Annotated in this window: 16 protein-coding genes and 1 tRNA gene; 6 read left to right on the top strand and 11 right to left on the bottom strand. The window is 58.8% G+C overall.

The features are described from left to right. Nucleotides 1-100: 100 nt before the first annotated feature. On the bottom strand, nucleotides 101-1,483 hold the full coding sequence (locus tag Q7W83_RS19740) for a glutamine synthetase family protein (protein ID WP_150636364.1): 1,383 nt from the start codon (nucleotides 1,481-1,483) through the stop codon (nucleotides 101-103). Between the two features lie 415 nt (nucleotides 1,484-1,898). Here Q7W83_RS19740 and Q7W83_RS19745 point away from each other — a divergent pair, with 415 nt between their 5' ends. The 3 genes from Q7W83_RS19745 to Q7W83_RS19755 all read left to right on the top strand — a co-directional run bounded on the left by Q7W83_RS19745 (nucleotide 1,899) and on the right by Q7W83_RS19755 (nucleotide 5,059). Beyond that, nucleotides 1,899-3,083 carry a cyanate transporter gene (locus Q7W83_RS19745; protein WP_473656606.1) on the top strand — a complete coding sequence of 395 codons (1,185 nt, stop codon included), beginning with the start codon at nucleotides 1,899-1,901 and terminating at the stop codon, nucleotides 3,081-3,083. Nucleotides 3,084-3,097: 14 nt separating this feature from the next. Further along, entirely contained in the window at nucleotides 3,098-4,018 is a 921-nt protein-coding gene (locus tag Q7W83_RS19750) for a DMT family transporter (protein ID WP_473656609.1), read from the top strand. A gap of 105 nt (nucleotides 4,019-4,123) precedes the next feature. Further along, a complete protein-coding gene (locus Q7W83_RS19755) occupies nucleotides 4,124-5,059 on the top strand; it encodes a LysR family transcriptional regulator (protein WP_473657665.1) in 936 nt (311 codons plus the stop codon). A 3-nt stretch (nucleotides 5,060-5,062) separates the two neighbouring features. Here Q7W83_RS19755 and Q7W83_RS19760 read toward each other — a convergent pair whose 3' ends face one another. From Q7W83_RS19760 to dapA, 8 genes are all read right to left on the bottom strand, one after another. Then, nucleotides 5,063-5,428, bottom strand: a complete 366-nt coding sequence (locus Q7W83_RS19760) for a 5-carboxymethyl-2-hydroxymuconate Delta-isomerase (protein WP_473656612.1) — start codon at nucleotides 5,426-5,428, stop codon at nucleotides 5,063-5,065. Nucleotides 5,429-5,485: 57 nt separating this feature from the next. After that, the gene (locus tag Q7W83_RS19765; RefSeq protein WP_150630893.1) at nucleotides 5,486-6,412 is read right to left on the bottom strand and encodes a LysR family transcriptional regulator; all 927 of its coding nucleotides are present in this window, start codon (nucleotides 6,410-6,412) and stop codon (nucleotides 5,486-5,488) included. Nucleotides 6,413-6,558: 146 nt separating this feature from the next. Further along, nucleotides 6,559-6,750 carry a YegP family protein gene (locus tag Q7W83_RS19770; protein ID WP_150630894.1) on the bottom strand — a complete coding sequence of 64 codons (192 nt, stop codon included), beginning with the start codon at nucleotides 6,748-6,750 and terminating at the stop codon, nucleotides 6,559-6,561. 366 nt (nucleotides 6,751-7,116) lie between these two features. Continuing rightward, nucleotides 7,117-7,206, bottom strand: a tRNA-Ser gene (locus Q7W83_RS19775). Between the two features lie 83 nt (nucleotides 7,207-7,289). Beyond that, entirely contained in the window at nucleotides 7,290-8,003 is a 714-nt protein-coding gene (gene purC / locus Q7W83_RS19780) for a phosphoribosylaminoimidazolesuccinocarboxamide synthase (RefSeq protein ID WP_008034929.1), read from the bottom strand. A 28-nt stretch (nucleotides 8,004-8,031) separates the two neighbouring features. Beyond that, on the bottom strand, nucleotides 8,032-8,790 hold the full coding sequence (locus Q7W83_RS19785) for an MBL fold metallo-hydrolase (protein WP_008034928.1): 759 nt from the start codon (nucleotides 8,788-8,790) through the stop codon (nucleotides 8,032-8,034). A gap of 4 nt (nucleotides 8,791-8,794) precedes the next feature. After that, nucleotides 8,795-9,910, bottom strand: a complete 1,116-nt coding sequence (bamC, locus tag Q7W83_RS19790) for an outer membrane protein assembly factor BamC (RefSeq protein ID WP_150630895.1) — start codon at nucleotides 9,908-9,910, stop codon at nucleotides 8,795-8,797. Nucleotides 9,911-9,927: 17 nt separating this feature from the next. Then, complete coding sequence (gene dapA, locus Q7W83_RS19795; protein WP_150630896.1) at nucleotides 9,928-10,806, bottom strand: 4-hydroxy-tetrahydrodipicolinate synthase; 879 nt, start codon at nucleotides 10,804-10,806, stop codon at nucleotides 9,928-9,930. A gap of 328 nt (nucleotides 10,807-11,134) precedes the next feature. Here dapA and Q7W83_RS19800 point away from each other — a divergent pair, with 328 nt between their 5' ends. Then, on the top strand, nucleotides 11,135-11,695 hold the full coding sequence (locus tag Q7W83_RS19800; RefSeq protein WP_109628402.1) for a glycine cleavage system transcriptional repressor: 561 nt from the start codon (nucleotides 11,135-11,137) through the stop codon (nucleotides 11,693-11,695). Between the two features lie 10 nt (nucleotides 11,696-11,705). Beyond that, nucleotides 11,706-12,179 (top strand): peroxiredoxin, encoded by a 474-nt coding sequence (locus Q7W83_RS19805; RefSeq protein WP_150653777.1) that lies wholly within the window; start codon nucleotides 11,706-11,708, stop codon nucleotides 12,177-12,179. 119 nt (nucleotides 12,180-12,298) lie between these two features. On the opposite strand, the gene Q7W83_RS19810 is transcribed toward Q7W83_RS19805, so the two are convergent. Then, complete coding sequence (locus tag Q7W83_RS19810) at nucleotides 12,299-13,369, bottom strand: AI-2E family transporter (RefSeq protein ID WP_150630898.1); 1,071 nt, start codon at nucleotides 13,367-13,369, stop codon at nucleotides 12,299-12,301. A gap of 31 nt (nucleotides 13,370-13,400) precedes the next feature. Beyond that, nucleotides 13,401-13,640: a sulfurtransferase TusA family protein gene (locus tag Q7W83_RS19815; protein ID WP_028621876.1), complete on the bottom strand. Its 240-nt coding sequence runs from the start codon at nucleotides 13,638-13,640 to the stop codon at nucleotides 13,401-13,403. A 98-nt stretch (nucleotides 13,641-13,738) separates the two neighbouring features. Here Q7W83_RS19815 and Q7W83_RS19820 point away from each other — a divergent pair, with 98 nt between their 5' ends. Further along, a complete protein-coding gene (locus tag Q7W83_RS19820; protein ID WP_150636336.1) occupies nucleotides 13,739-15,172 on the top strand; it encodes a M48 family metalloprotease in 1,434 nt (477 codons plus the stop codon). Nucleotides 15,173-15,193: the final 21 nt, after the last annotated feature.

Genomic DNA, 15,193 nt, shown 5'->3' on the forward strand with positions numbered 1-15,193 from the left:
CAACTTTAGGCAGTCAACCATCAATTTTTTGTGAAAAAGAAGCCAACGATTAGTTGGCTTATGGTGCTTAACAAAAACTTAAGTTGTATTTGAGAACGGTTCAGGCCTGGTTCAGGTACCAGCGCCAGTCCTGCTCACCGACTTCGCCCATAAACTGTCGATACTCGGCACGCTTCACCGCGAGGTAAACACCAAGAAACTCACTGCCGAACGCCTCTCGCGCCCAGCCCGAACCTTCCAGCGCGCGCAATGTGGTCAGCCAGTCGGTCGGCAACAGTTCCGTGGCCTGGGCGTAACCATTGCCTTCCACCGGCGCGCCAGGGTCAAGTTGCTCACGAATGCCGCGATGAATGCCGGCCAGAATCGCCGCGGCCGCCAGATACGGGTTGGCGTCGGCACCACAGATTCGATGCTCGATATGCCGCGAGAATGCCGGCCCGCCCGGCACACGCAGACTGACGGTGCGATTGTCCACGCCCCAGGTAGCCGCCAGCGGCGCGTAACTGTTGGTCTGGAAGCGACGGTAGGAGTTGGCGTTCGGACAAAACAGCAACAACGAATCGAGCAAAGTGCTGAGCATCCCGCCTACCGCCTGCTTAAGCAGCGGAGTACCGTCCGCGGCCTCGCTGGCGAACAGGTTGTTGCCGTCCTTGTCCGCCAGGCTGACATGCATGTGCATGCCCGTGCCGGCCAGGTCATCGAACGGTTTGGCCATGAAACACGCGATCATCCCGTGTTTATGCGCAACGCCCTTGACCAGCCGCTTGTAGCGCACGGCCTCGTCCATGGCTTGCAAGGCGTCGGTGCGATGTTCGAGGGTGATCTCCACTTGTCCCGGCGCGTATTCCGAAATCGCGGTGCGCGCCGGAATGCCCTGGAGTTTGCAGGCGCTGTAGAGATCGGCCAGAAACGGCTCGATCTGTTCCAATTCACGCAATCCGTAGACCTGAGTCCCGCGCGGGCGCCCGCCATCTACATCCCGCGCCGGTTGCGGCCGTCCGTTGCTGTCGCGCTGTTGATCCAGCAGATAGAACTCCAGCTCCGCGGCCATCACCGGGTAATAACCGTCGGCCTGCAAGCCTTCGATTACCTTCGCCAACAGGTGCCTCGGGTCGGCGATGGTGGCCGGCATGCCTTCCTTGGGGTGCATGCTGACCTGCACCGCCGCCGTTGGAATCAATCGCCATGGCATGCGGGTCAGGCTGCCGCTGATCGGGTAGGCCCGGCAATCGATATCACCCACGTCCCAGACCAGTCCGGAGTTTTCCACGTCATCGCCGTTGATGGTCAGGCCCAGAATGGTGCTCGGCAGGGGGCGACCGCTTTCGTACACCGCCAGTAGCTCATCGCGATGCAACAACTTGCCCCGTGGCACACCGTTGTTGTCGAGGATGAACAACTCGAACATCTCGATATCCGGATTCTGTTCCAGAAAAGTCAGCGCTTCTTGCTTCGTGGCGAAGGAGGTCGTGGCACAACTCATGGGAATTCTCTTGTTTGCGCGTCAGGCAAACGCACAGGCGCTGCCAGTTTGATCCCGGCGCACAGCGCAGGACCTGTAAGAACAATCAAAGGGAAAGGCAGGAGTCCGGCGGGCGCGCGTGACGACAATGCCACAACGCCCAGAAGGCGAGTTCGGAAGGAAGTGCGACTGGACAATCGTCCATAAAGAAGACCGCAGTAGACAGATGAGCATCAGCGTCACATGGCTGGTTAAGTCGTTAAATCGGGATTTGAAGAACCTTGGTTGTGGGTTGGCTAAACATTACTCCAGAGCACCCCATTGGATTTGCGTTGCCCTCCCTTTATTTAATTTCTAAATACCAGACCGGACTTTCTGATTTGCGGCCTTCCAGCCTCGCACGCCTAATTGGGCCTTGTCATTCAAGGTCCCATCGATGGAAAACGTCCGCGCCACTTCCCGCCCTGCCTTCTGGTTGATGGTCAGCATCATGCTCGTCGCCCTGAACCTGCGCCCTTCCATGGCCGCGGTCGGCCCTTTGCTCTCGGCGATTCGCGGCGACATCCCGCTGAGTTTCAGCCTGGCGTCGCTGCTGACCATGTTGCCGGTAATGGCCATGGGAATGGCGATGTTCGTCGGCCTCAGCGTCAGTCAATGGCTCGGCGAACAGCGCACGGTGCAGGTGTCGTTGCTGATTATCGGCTTGGCAACGGTGTCGCGCCTGTTCCTTGACTCGGCAGCCGAACTGATCCTCAGTGCCGTTCTGGCGGGCGTCGGTATCGCACTGATTCAAGCGTTGATGCCGGCACTGATCAAGTCGCGTTTCAGCGACAACGTTTCCGTGTGCATGGGCCTCTACGTCACGTCGATCATGGGAGGCGCCGCCCTCGCCGCGTCCTTCGCGCCGCTGGTGATGACGCGCACCGGCAGTTGGCGGACAGGCCTGGCGGTCTGGGCAATCCTGGCATTGGTGGCACTACTGTTTTGGTTCGGCCAACGTTCGGCGATGCCGGCACGGCCCGCTCAAGTGCAACGAAACGGGTCGTTCTTCACCCATTCCCGCGCCTGGTTACTCGCGATCTTCTTCGGCCTGGGCACGGCGTCCTACACCTGTGTGCTGGCCTGGCTGGCGCCGTACTACGTGGAAAAAGGCTGGAGCGAACAAAACGCCGGTTTGTTGTTAGGTTTTCTGACAGCCATGGAAGTACTGTCTGGCTTGCTGACGCCTGCGATCGCTAACCGCAGTCGTGACCGTCGCCTGGTGCTAGTGGTGTTGCTGGTGCTGATCATGGCCGGTTTCTGCGGGCTGATTGTGTGCCCGCGACACCTGAGTCTGTTATGGCCGTGCCTGCTGGGGCTGGGCATTGGCGGACTGTTCCCGATGAGCCTGATCGTGTCGCTGGATCACCTGGACAACCCGCAACGTGCGGGCGGGCTGACGGCCTTTGTCCAAGGCATCGGCTACCTGATCGCCGGCCTCTCGCCACTGATTGCCGGAATGATCCGTGATCAACTTGGCAGTTTCGAATGGGCCTGGTGGTCACTCACCGGCGTCATGGCGCTGATGATGTTGATGGTCCTGCGATTCAACCCGCGGCACTACGCCCGCCACATTCACTGACCCGGACGCCCCTCATGAAACACACCGGTTTCTCCGCCGCCCACGTCGGCATGCTGCTCTGGGCGCTGTTGATTGCTGCTTCGTTTTCCGCGGCGGCACAGGTCAGTCAAACCATTGATCCGATCCTGCTGACCGGTTTGCGCCTGTTATTTTGCGCCCTCGTGTTTTTACCGTTGCTGCTACTCAAGGGTGACACCGCCATGACCCGACGCGGCCTGTTCGGCCATGCGGTCCTCGGCTTGCTGCTGGCCGTGTATTTTGGCTCGTTGTTCGAAGCGCTGCGCTACACCTCCGCGGTCAACACCGGCACAATGTTCACGCTGGTGCCCTTGCTGACTCTGCTTTTCGAAGCCGTATTGATGCCGGACAGCAGCCTCAAACAACGGGTATTGCCGATGCTGATCGCGGCCGTCGGAGCCGTGCTGCTGGTGTTGAAAGGCGCGGGTCCGGGCGAGTTGCCGTCGCTCTATGCGGTGTGGGTGTACGGGCTCGGTTGCCTGGCGATGGCGCTCTATTCGCCCCTGAGTCAACGGCTTAAAACCAGCAGCCTCAAGGGCCGTGGCCCGGTGGGCATGACCTTCTGGAACATGCTGTTCGGTGCGTTGTTCCTGCTGGTGTTCTGTGGGTTCAGTGGCGGCTGGCGATCCGCGTCGTTGCTGACCCTGAACGATTTTTACTGGCTGGTTTACCTGGCGCTGTTCGCCACCTTGGCGACCTTCTGGTTGCTGCACCGGGCCATCGGCGTCATCGCCCCCTCCTCGGTTATTTCCTACATTTACCTGAGCACATTGTTCATCACGCTGTTTCATTGGTTCTGGTGGCGTCAATCACCACTGCCGCTGGAAATCGTCGGCGCTGTACTCGTAGGCATCGGCATGCTGGCGTTATTGATCTCCAGCCGTCGCACTGTGCATTTGGCACTGCCTCACAACTAAAAGGGAAACTTCCCACAAGGCATTCTCCTGGAACCATCGTTCCGTTAGGATCTTCCGAACGAGTCTGCGCTCAGTCAGCGCAAGGATCACAGCGAGATGGAATGGATGCTGAACAGTAACTTGCTTAGAAAACTCGACATGCAGGACCTCATGGTGTTTATCGCCGTGTATGAACAAAGCAGCGTCACCGGAGTGTCCGAATCGCTCTGCGTCAGTCAGTCCACCGTCAGTTACTGCTTGAAAAAGCTACGCTGCGCGTTCGAAGACGAGTTGTTCATCAACACCCGCGCGGGGATGCGCCCCACTTACAAAGCCAGCACCATGTACACCCACGTGCTGAAAATCCTCGAAAGCATCAACCTCTGTCACGCCGGGGCGCAGGCGTTCGACCCTACTCTGCAACCGGTCACCTTCAATATTTGCGCACCGGAATACTTCGAGCAGTTAATCCTGCCGCGTCTATTGAAAAGCTTTGATTCCGCCGATTTACCGGTGATGGTCAACATGCACAAGTTCGAAACCGACATTCCGGCCGATGAACTGCGTGACGGCAGTCTCGACCTGGTGATTTGCTTCGGCCCGAATTTTCATCGCAATCACACCGACTTCAAATCCCGCCTGCTGCTGGAGGATGATCTGGTCTGTGTCTTCGATACACGAGCCACGCCCCTGGAGCCGCGTTTAAGTCTGCAAGCCTTCACCGAACGCCGGCATGTGTTTCCTACGCCCTGGACGTCGACCACCAACATGGTTGATGGCTGGCTGGCACAGCAAGCGCAAAAACGCCAAATCATCGCACGCTCAAACAGCTACAGCGCAGCACTGAAAATGATCACCGGGACCGACTTCATCGTTACCCTGCCCCGACGCATCCAGCATTTACTGGCCAGCGAAGCGATCTTCAATCACTGCGAAGCGCCCACAGGCTTGCCGGGTTTCACTCTCGACATGCAATGGAGTCAAGGCGCCGATCAGGACAGCGCCAATATCTGGTTGCGTGAACAGGTGGTCAAGGCCTGCACTGAACAGGCAACGGCCTGAAACTCAGTGGTTGATGGCGACTTTGCTATAGGACTCTCGATCAATGTCGAGGATTTCCACCGCCAACTGCACTTCAACCCCCGTCGGCCATACACACAGGTCCTGCACCACTGCCAGCAGGCTTTCAGACAACTGTTTTTTGATCTGCGGCGAGCGCCCACTCAACAACGCCAGTTTCACGTACACGAAAGCCCGCTCAACCATTGCCGTACCGACCTTGAAGGTTTCGATCTTGACTGCTCGGCTTTTGATGTCGTACTCGGCAGCAAACTGACCGGAAGCCACCAGCGCATTGTTGAGCCGGATCAACGCCACGTCGGCGTTCAAATCAGGCAGGTTGGCGGTGTATTCCATGTGCAGGTGAGGCATGGCGTGGCTCCTTGAGGCTGGCGGAAAGGTCGTACATATAACACAGAGTTGTCCTGCTCACCGGGACGGCGGCGATACAAAGCGCTCACTCATGAACGCCTCCAGTCGCGAGCGCAACCAGCGCTCGGCAGGGTCGGTATCGACATGACTGAGCCAGACCATGGACAAGTCGAGGGTTGGTGTCTTGAACGGAAAAGGCTCCGTGAACAGTTGCCCGGACGCCGCCATCGCCTCGGCGGTGTAATCCGGCAGGCTGGCGATCAGGTCGGTTCCGGCGAGCAAGGCCGGCAACGAACTGTACTGCGGCACGGATAGCACCACCTGACGCGTACGACCGATATCCGCCAGCCACTCGTCAGCGTAACCACTGACGTTGGCGGTGTGAGACACCAGCACGTGCGGGCGCGAGCAGTACTCATCGAGGGTCAGCGGCGTGTCGGACGCATCGGCGCGCAAGATCATAGGCTGGATGTGCCGCAGCAATTTGCGCTTGGCATTGGCCGGGAGACCGCGGGTCTGGCTGATACCCACTGTAATGTCACCGGATGCCAGCAAATCGGGAATTCGCCAGTAATCGACATGCTGAACCACAAATACCACTTTTGGCGCTTCCTGACGCAGGGCGCGCAGCAACGGCGGCAACAAGCCAAACTCGACATCGTCCGACAGCCCGATACGAAAGGTCATGGTGCTGACGGCGGGATCGAAATCATGGGTCAGGCTCAACGCCACTGACAACGAGTCCAGTGCTGGCGACAAATACTGAATCAGCTCCTCGGCCCTGGCGGTCGGCTCCATCCGATGACCCACCCGGATAAACAGCGGGTCGTTAAACATCGTGCGCAAGCGGTTGAGGGCCGAGCTGATGGTCGGCTGCCCGAGAAACAACTTCTCCGCCACCCGGGTAACGTTGCGTTCGAGCATCAAGGTTTCGAACACCACCATCAGGTTGATATCCGCCTTGCGTAGTTCGTTGCGATTCATCCACTGCCCCAGGGTGTCCCTAACTGCCGACAGTTTAGGTAGCTGTCCCAAGCGGCGTCTATGCGACTCAAGCAGTTTGCGTTCAATCCGAAGCGAGGCTGTTTGAAACGAAGCTGCCCTGATTGAGCAGCTTCACCGGTCCAGGCCTAGATTTCCTTCACCGGGGTCTGATCCTCAGTGCCCTTGATCAGGCTGATGGCATGCACGCAATCCGCCTTGTTGACGTAAGACTCCCCGCTGGCAATCGTTTCATGGTTCCCCGCCCGCAAACGCCACCGCCATTGACCTTTGCCAGTCTGCGCGGTGCCACGGGTTTGCCTGTAAATCTCAAAATACATTGATCGCTCCTTGCGATGGCTGATGACGGCAGATCAGTGACCTGCGAAACCAGAGTAGATGAGGTTTTTGGGGGGCGAGGCTTTGCAATGTCAGGGGATATTTCGAGAGAAAACCCTTGATTGAAGCGGCAGCCTGTAGAGACGGGGAGTGGTAATTGGAGCCACTTGGTTGAGTAACTTTTCTCGTGAACGGACGTGTTTTTCTTACATCAGTATGCTGACGGCTCCTACGTAAAATAAAAACTGTACGCTTGCGACATCCACCCGGAATGCGGCCCTGCTACCGCGCTCCAAAATCGCCCAAAAAAACGACCAGAAACGAAAAAGCCCCGTAGCTTATTCAGCTACGGGGCTTTTTCTATGTAATGGCGGAGAGATAGGGATTCGAACCCTAGGTACCGGTGAAGGTACAACGGATTTCGAATCCGTCCCATTCGGCCACTCTGGCATCTCTCCAACGGCGCGCATCATAACAACACTTTTGCCGGAAGCGAACCCCCTAAGCGAAATTTTTCCGTGCTATCAAATGCTTGCGTCGATTAAAGCGGTACGCCCAGACGATTGGCGACTTCTTCGTAGGCTTCGATAACGTCACCGAGGCCCTGACGGAAGCGGTCCTTGTCCATTTTCTTGCCGGTGGCCTTGTCCCACAGACGGCAGCCGTCCGGGCTGAACTCGTCGCCCAGGACGATGGAGCCGTCGGAGAACACGCCGAATTCGAGTTTGAAGTCGACCAGCAGCAGGCCGGCGTCGTCGAACAGTTTGCTCAGGACTTCGTTGACCTTGAGCGACAGTTCTTTCATGCGAACCAGTTGCTCGGCGGTGCCCCAACCGAAGGCCACGACGTGGGATTCGTTGATGAACGGGTCACCCTTGGCGTCGTCCTTCAGGAACAGTTCGAAGGTGTAAGGGTTGAGCTTCATGCCTTCTTCGACGCCCAGGCGCTTGACCAGGCTGCCGGCGGCGTAGTTACGCACGACGCACTCGACCGGGATCATGTCGAGTTTTTTCACCAGGCATTCGTTGTCGCCCAGCAGTTTGTCGAATTGGGTCGGCACGCCGGCGGCTTCGAGTTTCTGCATGATGAAGGCGTTGAACTTGTTGTTCACCATGCCTTTGCGGTCGAGCTGCTCGATGCGCTTGCCGTCGAACGCCGAAGTGTCGTTGCGAAACAGCAGGATCAAGCGGTCAGCGTCGTCGGTCTTGAAAACCGATTTGGCTTTGCCGCGGTAGAGTTCTTCACGTTTTTCCATGATGGGCTCCGCTTGCTAAGTAGGTGGGCTAGGCGATGTGTCGCCAGTCGAGCCCTGAATCTTGATCGGCCAGTTGCAGCCAGTCCGGGTCGCACCCGAGGGTGTCGACAAAACATTGCCGGGCCAGCTGCGGCAGGTTGTTCTTGCTGCTCAGATGGGCCAGGACCAGGTGTTGCAGGCCTTGCCAGCCCAACTCGGACACCAGGAATGCCGCCTGGTGGTTGTTCAAATGTCCCAGTTCACCGCCCACCCGCTGCTTGAGAAAGTACGGGTAGTGACCGCGAGCCAGCATGTCACGGCAATGGTTGGCCTCGATCATCAACGCATCGAGGTCACGATAGCCGTCCAGCACTTTGTTGCAGTATGAGCCCAGGTCGGTCAACAGGCCGAAGCGCCGCTCACCGTCACTGAACACATATTGCGTCGGTTCCTGTGCATCGTGGGCCACGGCAATGACGCCGATGCTCAGTGCGCCGATCTGCAGTTGCTCGCCGCCGGCCAGAAGGCCAGCCGGTTCAATCGGTTTGCGCATCCCGCGCAGGGTGCCGCGACTGAGGTAGACAGGCAGATTGTAGCGCCGAGACAGCAAACCCACGCCATGCACGTGGTCGGCATGTTCGTGGGTCACGAGTATCGCGCTCAGTTGCGCCGGGTTCACACCCAGGCGCAGCAAGCGTTTTTCGGTTTCCCGCAAGGAGAAACCACAATCCACCAGCACATACGTATCAGCGCTGGCTATCAGCGTGCCGTTCCCTTGGCTACCGCTGCCGAGAACGGCAAAACGCATGTGATCAGCCCAGGTTGTCCTGAATCACGCTCAACACTTTGCGCGCCACGTCAGCCGGCGCCACGGTGTTGATGTTTTTCTCGACGGTGACCTGAACGGTATCGCCGACCTTGCTCAGGCGAACCTGATAACGCTCGGCACGGGCTTCAACTTCTTCCTTGTCCGGCTTGCTGCCGAACAAGCCGCTGAGGAAACCAGGCTTCTCGTCTTTCTTCTCGGCTTTTTCGGCCAGGTTGATGTAGTACAGGCCCAGGCTGCGGTTGATGTCTTCAACGCGCCATTCGCCCTGCTCCAGCGCACGACCGACGCTCGACCAGGCACGATCCAGGTCGTTACCGACGTTCAGAACCGGGTTGCCGCTGCCGTCTTCGCTCAGGCTGACGCGACTTGGCGTATCGAAATCACGCGAAGCCAGCATGGAGACCGAACCGCCCTTCTCCGAGATGCGGCTCATGCTTGCCAGCATATCGTCGACCAGTGCCGCGTCCAGGCCTGTGTTGACCGAACGGTTGGTGAAGGCCACATCGGCGGTGCTGCCGGCAGGACGCTCGGCGCTGACCACATAGACTTCGCTGGTGTTGCGCTGCACGCCTGGCTCGATTCGGACCCGCACGCGGGTTTCGCTGTCGGCGCCGACACCGGCCGCACTCAGGCGTTTTGCCATCGCGGCGGACAGCTCGTCGGAATGCTGCCAGGTGGTGGTGAATTCGCCGGTTTGCGGGCGCTGCTCATCCAGACGGAAACCGTTGTCCTGGAAGAACTGCACGGCCACTGGCCAGACTTCGGCCGGCGGGTTCTGGGCCACGATCCAGCGAGAGTCGCCGGTCTTCTGCAGCGAGTAGGCGCTGGCATCGGCAGCGGCGGACAGTGGCTGCGGACGCGGCACGATGTACTCGCCCTTGACGGTGTCATCGGCCACGTTGCGAGGAATCGGCAGCAGCGGATCCAGACGTTTGGCGGTGCTGACGTCCGGTGGCATTTGCATAGGTGCAGTCTGTTGCGCTTCCAGGTAATCGCTACCACGGTCACGGAAATAACCTTCCGGGCCCCAGACCCATCCGCAGCCACTGGTGCTGGAGATAATCAAGGCAAGTGCGGAAAGTCCGGCCAATCGCTTCATGCGTAGTGCTTCCTCAATTAAACCAGTACGCCGGACTGGCGCATGGCCTGCCGCAGCGGTTCGTGACAGGCAGCGCTGAGCCAGGTGAGCGGCAGACGGATACCGTCCGGCATCAAGCCCATTTCATGCAGCGCCCATTTCACGGGGATAGGGTTGGATTCGATAAACAGGGTTTTATTGAGCGGCATCAGCTTTTCGTGAATCGCGCGGGCCGTGACGGCATCGCCTTTCAGAGCAGCGTTGCACAGGTCGGCCATGTCGCGCGGGGCAACGTTGGCGGTCACCGAAATGTTGCCTTTACCGCCGAGCAGAATCAGCTCGACTGCGGTAGCGTCGTCACCGGACAACACCAGGAAGTCTTTGCTGACGCCATCGATGATGGCTTTGGCACGGGCCAGGTCGCCGGTGGCTTCCTTGATACCGATGATGTTTTTCACGGTCGACAGGCGAATCACGGTTTCAGTCAGCATGTCGCACGCCGTACGGCCCGGCACGTTGTACAGGATTTGCGGAATGTCGACGGCTTCGGCGATGGCCTTGAAGTGCTGGTACAAACCTTCCTGGGTCGGCTTGTTGTAGTAAGGCGTCACCAACAGGCAAGCATCGGCGCCGGCGGTTTTTGCATTGGTGGTCAGCTCGATGGCTTCGCGAGTCGAGTTGGCGCCGGTACCGGCGATCACCGGAATGCGCCCTGCAACCTGCTTGACCACGTAACGAATCACTTCGATGTGTTCGTTCACGTCTAGCGTGGCCGATTCACCTGTCGTGCCGACCGCCACGATGGCGTGGGTGCCGTTTTGCAGGTGAAAGTCCACCAGTTTGCTCAGGCTGTCCCAGTCGAGACGACCCTGTGCATCCATGGGTGTGACCAGTGCCACCATACTGCCCGCAATCATGCAACCGCTCCTGCCGGAAAAAGAGAGCCGTAATGGTACTGGCGCCAAGATGCTTGTACAAGCGAAGTACTGCGCTGCTGCCATTCCCCTTGGCGCCGCTTTTCGCTACCCTTCAGACTTTGATCGGTACTGATAAGCTCGTACGCCGGGTTCCAGCCTCCATTTTCGGCATCACAAGCCCCGATCCAGCGTTGCCACCCCTCGCTCTTGCCACACTGGAGCACGTCGCAACCTTCGGCCCGGGTTTTCTGAATTCGCATCCGCAGGCTCGCCCCCGGTCAAAAAAGCCCGTAGAAGTATCGACCGCTCATCGCTTTAGGAATGCTGCATGTCCACCCCCACAGTTCGCGAACAATTCCTTGTCATCAGTGCCCTCGGCGCCAACCCCATGGAGCTGACTAACGTCCTGTGCCGCGCCAGCCATGAAAACCGCTGCGCCGTGGTCACCTCTCGCCTGACCCGTCATGGCGAGTGCAGTGCGTTGATCCTCGAGATCTCCGGTAGCTGGGACGCCCTGGCTCGCCTGGAAGGCAGCCTGTCGGGCCTCGCCAAGAAGCACGCATTTACCGTTAACGTGGTGCGTAGCGCGGCGCTGGAGAATCGTCCCCAGGCCTTGCCTTACGTCGCTTATGTCAGCTCGGCCTATCGCTCGGACATCATCAACGAGCTGTGCCAGTTCTTCATGGACCATAACGTCGAGCTGGAAAACCTGACCTGCGACACGTATCAGGCGCCGCAAACCGGCGGCACCATGCTCAACGCCACGTTTACCGTGACCTTGCCCGCCGGCGTGCAAATCAGCTGGTTGCGCGATCAGTTCCTGGATTTCGCCGACGCGCTGAACCTGGATGCCCTGATCGAACCGTGGCGCCCACAAAACCCAATGTAAGGAAGCTTTCATGGCCGTTGCCATCGACCAACCGGTTGCCGACTTCGAAGCGCCCGCCACCAGCGGGCAGACCGTCAGCCTCGCGGGCCTTAAAGGCAAGCAAGTGGTGATCTACTTCTATCCGAAGGACAGCACGCCGGGCTGCACGACCCAGGGTCAAGGCTTTCGCGATCAGCTTGAGGTCTTTAAAGCGGCAAACACCGAAGTCTTCGGCGTGTCCCGTGACAGCCTGAAATCCCATGAGAACTTCAAAGCCAAACAGGCGTTCACCTTCGAGCTGATCAGCGACAAAGAAGAGGCGCTGTGCCAGTTGTTCGATGTGATCAAGCTGAAGAAGCTTTATGGCAAGGAATACATGGGCGTTGACCGGAGCACGTTCCTGATCGACAAGAATGGCGTGCTGCGTCAGGAATGGCGTGGTGTGAAGGTGCCGGGGCATGTGGATGCCGTTCTGGCAGCGGCTCAGGCATTGAACAAGGCCTAAGCTTTATTGGCGTCTGTACTGACGCCATCGCGGGCAAGCCCGTTCCCACAGGGACTGCATCGATCCTGTAGGAGCGGGCTTGCCCCGATGAGGCCCTCCGCCTCATCCTGTGAATCAGATTAAAGCAGCGGCGCCACCACTGGCTCCTTGCGCGGCCAGGCATCCAGCACTGCCTTGAACAGCGTCGCCAGGGGGATCGCAAAGAATACCCCCCAGAATCCCCACAACCCGCCAAACAACAACACCGCGCAGATGATCGCCACCGGATGCAGGTTGACCGCTTCCGAGAACAGCAGCGGCACCAGCACATTGCCATCCAGCGTCTGAATAATTCCGTAGACCGCCATCAAATAGATGAACTGATCGCTCCAGCCCCACTGAAACAACGCAATCAGCAACACGGGCACGGTCACCACCACGGCTCCAACATAAGGCACCACCACCGACACGCCCACCAACAACGCCAACAGTGCCGCGTAGTTGAGTTCCAATACGACAAACGCGATGTAGGTCACCCCACCGCAAATGAAAATCTCGATGACCTTGCCGCGAATGTAGTTGGCGATCTGCCGGTTCATTTCGTGGGCAACGCGGGTGATCAGCGCGCGCTCACGAGGCAAATAACCGCGGACCCACTGGCCGATCATTTCCCGGTCCTTGAGAAAGAAAAAAACCAGAATCGGCACCAGCACCAGGTAGATCATGATGTTGACCAGCAGCGGCAGACTCGACAGCGAAAAGGTCAGTGCCCACTGGCCGAACTTGCCGATCTCGCCTCGCGCCACCTCAATGGCCTGCAGAACCTGCTCGTCGGAGACCAGATGCGGGTAGCGCTCGGGCAACAGCAATAACAGTGATTGCCACTTGGCGAGCATGCCCGGCAACTCATTGAACAGCGTGATCAGCTGATGCCAGAGCAACGGCACCACGACAATAATGAACACCAGCAACACGCCCATGAACAAGGCGAAGACCAGCCCCACCGCCACGCCGCCCGGCACGCGAAGTCGTTCAAGTGTCACCACCAGCCCTTGCATCAGATACGCCAGCACCATCCCGGCGAGCACCGGTGCGAGCATGCCGCCCAGGGTGAGCACAGCGGTAAACGCCAGAAACAGCAGGACCGCCAGCACCACCGCCTCTTCATCGGAGAAATAACGCTGAATCCAGTCGCGTAACACTTTGAACATCAATAATCCTTAGAAACGAACGCAGCAGTTTTCAGGCTTTTTTCAACCAGTAGCGGTAAACGCCCGCTTCATCTTCTTCACGAAGCAGCGTATGACCGGCCAAACGGGCAAAGGTGCGAAAGTCGCGCTGCGAGCCCGCATCGGTGGCGATCACCTTGAGCACCGCGCCGCTGGCCATCCGATTGAGTTCCAGCTTGGCCTTGAGCAACGGCAACGGACAATTCAGGCCGCTGGCGTCCAGTTCGGCGTCATGGGCTACAGCGTCGGTCATTGCGTTACTCCTGGTCTGGTGTTCGAGCGGCTTAGAATATCTGGTCCGAAGCGTACTGTCCGGCTACAGTAAGGTCTTTGTCGACTAAGGCTTTGTGCATGACTTTTTTGCGCCCTACCCTGCTGACGCTCGCTTGCCTGCTCGCCTCACCGGGCTTCGCCGACGATCTGCCGTCACTCGGCGACGCCAGTTCTGCCATTGTCTCGCCACAACAGGAACACCAGTTGGGCCGCGCCTGGCTGGCGCTGTTGCGTAGCCAGGTTTCCCAGCTCAATGATCCGCAGCTCAAGGATTACGTCGAATCCAGCGTTTATCGGCTGGTGGAAACCAGCCAGGTCAACGACCGTCGCCTGGAGTTCATCCTGATCAACAGCCCGCAACTCAACGCCTTTGCGGCGCCGGGCGGGATTGTCGGGGTCAACGGCGGGTTATTCCTTAATGCCCAGACCGAGGGCGAATACGCTTCGGTACTCGCTCACGAACTGGCTCACTTGTCGCAGCGCCACTTTGCCCGGGGCGTTGAAGCACAACAGCGCATGCAGGTACCGATGATGGCCGCGCTGCTGGCCGGGATCGTGATTGCCGCTGCCGGTGCCGGTGATGCCGGGATCGCGGCCATTGCAGGCACGCAGGCAGCAGCGATTCAGGAACAACGACGTTTCTCGCGCCAGAATGAGCAGGAGGCCGACCGCATCGGCATCCTCAACCTGGAAAAAGCCGGTTACGACCCCCGCTCGATGCCGACCATGTTCGAACGGTTGGCGCGTCAATATCGCTTCGACGCCAAGCCACCGGAATTCCTGCTGACTCACCCGGTGACCGAATCGCGGATCGCCGACACCCGCAACCGCGCCGAGCAGGCCAAACAGGGCGGAATCGAAGACTCCATGCGTTATCAGCTGATTCGTGCGCGAGTCCAGCTGATTTACGAAGAAACCCCAGGCTTGGGCGCCAAGCGCTTCCGCGCACAGCTGGATGAAAACCCGAAAAACGACGTTGCGCGTTATGGGTTGGCGATCGCCCAGATCAAGGGTGGCCAACTGAACGAAGCACGGGAGAATCTCAAGTCGCTGCTGGCCAAGTCGCCAAACGAGATCATCTACAACCTGGCGCAGATCGATCTGGATATCACCAACAATCGCCTGCCGGACGCTCAAACCCGGGTGGACCGGATGTTGACTCAGTATCCGGGCAACTACCCGCTGAATCAGGTGCGCGTCGATTTGCTGCTCAAGCAAAACCGGGCGCCCGAAGCGGAAAAAGCGCTGGAGAGTTTGCTCAAAAGCCGTCCCGATGATCCTGATGTCTGGTACATGGTGGCGGAAACCCGTGGTCTGTCAGGCAATATCATCGGTTTGCATCAGGCGCGCGCCGAGTACTTTGCGCTGGTTGGCGACTACCGCCAGGCCATTCAGCAACTGGACTTCGCCAAGCGCAAGGCCGGGACCAACTTCCCGCTGTCGTCGCGTATCGACGCCCGCCAACGGGAGCTGATGGAGCAAGAGCGCATGATCAAGGACATGATGGGCTGACGCCTTTCAACAGGCACAAAA

This window comes from Pseudomonas sp. 300 (assembly GCF_055803035.1).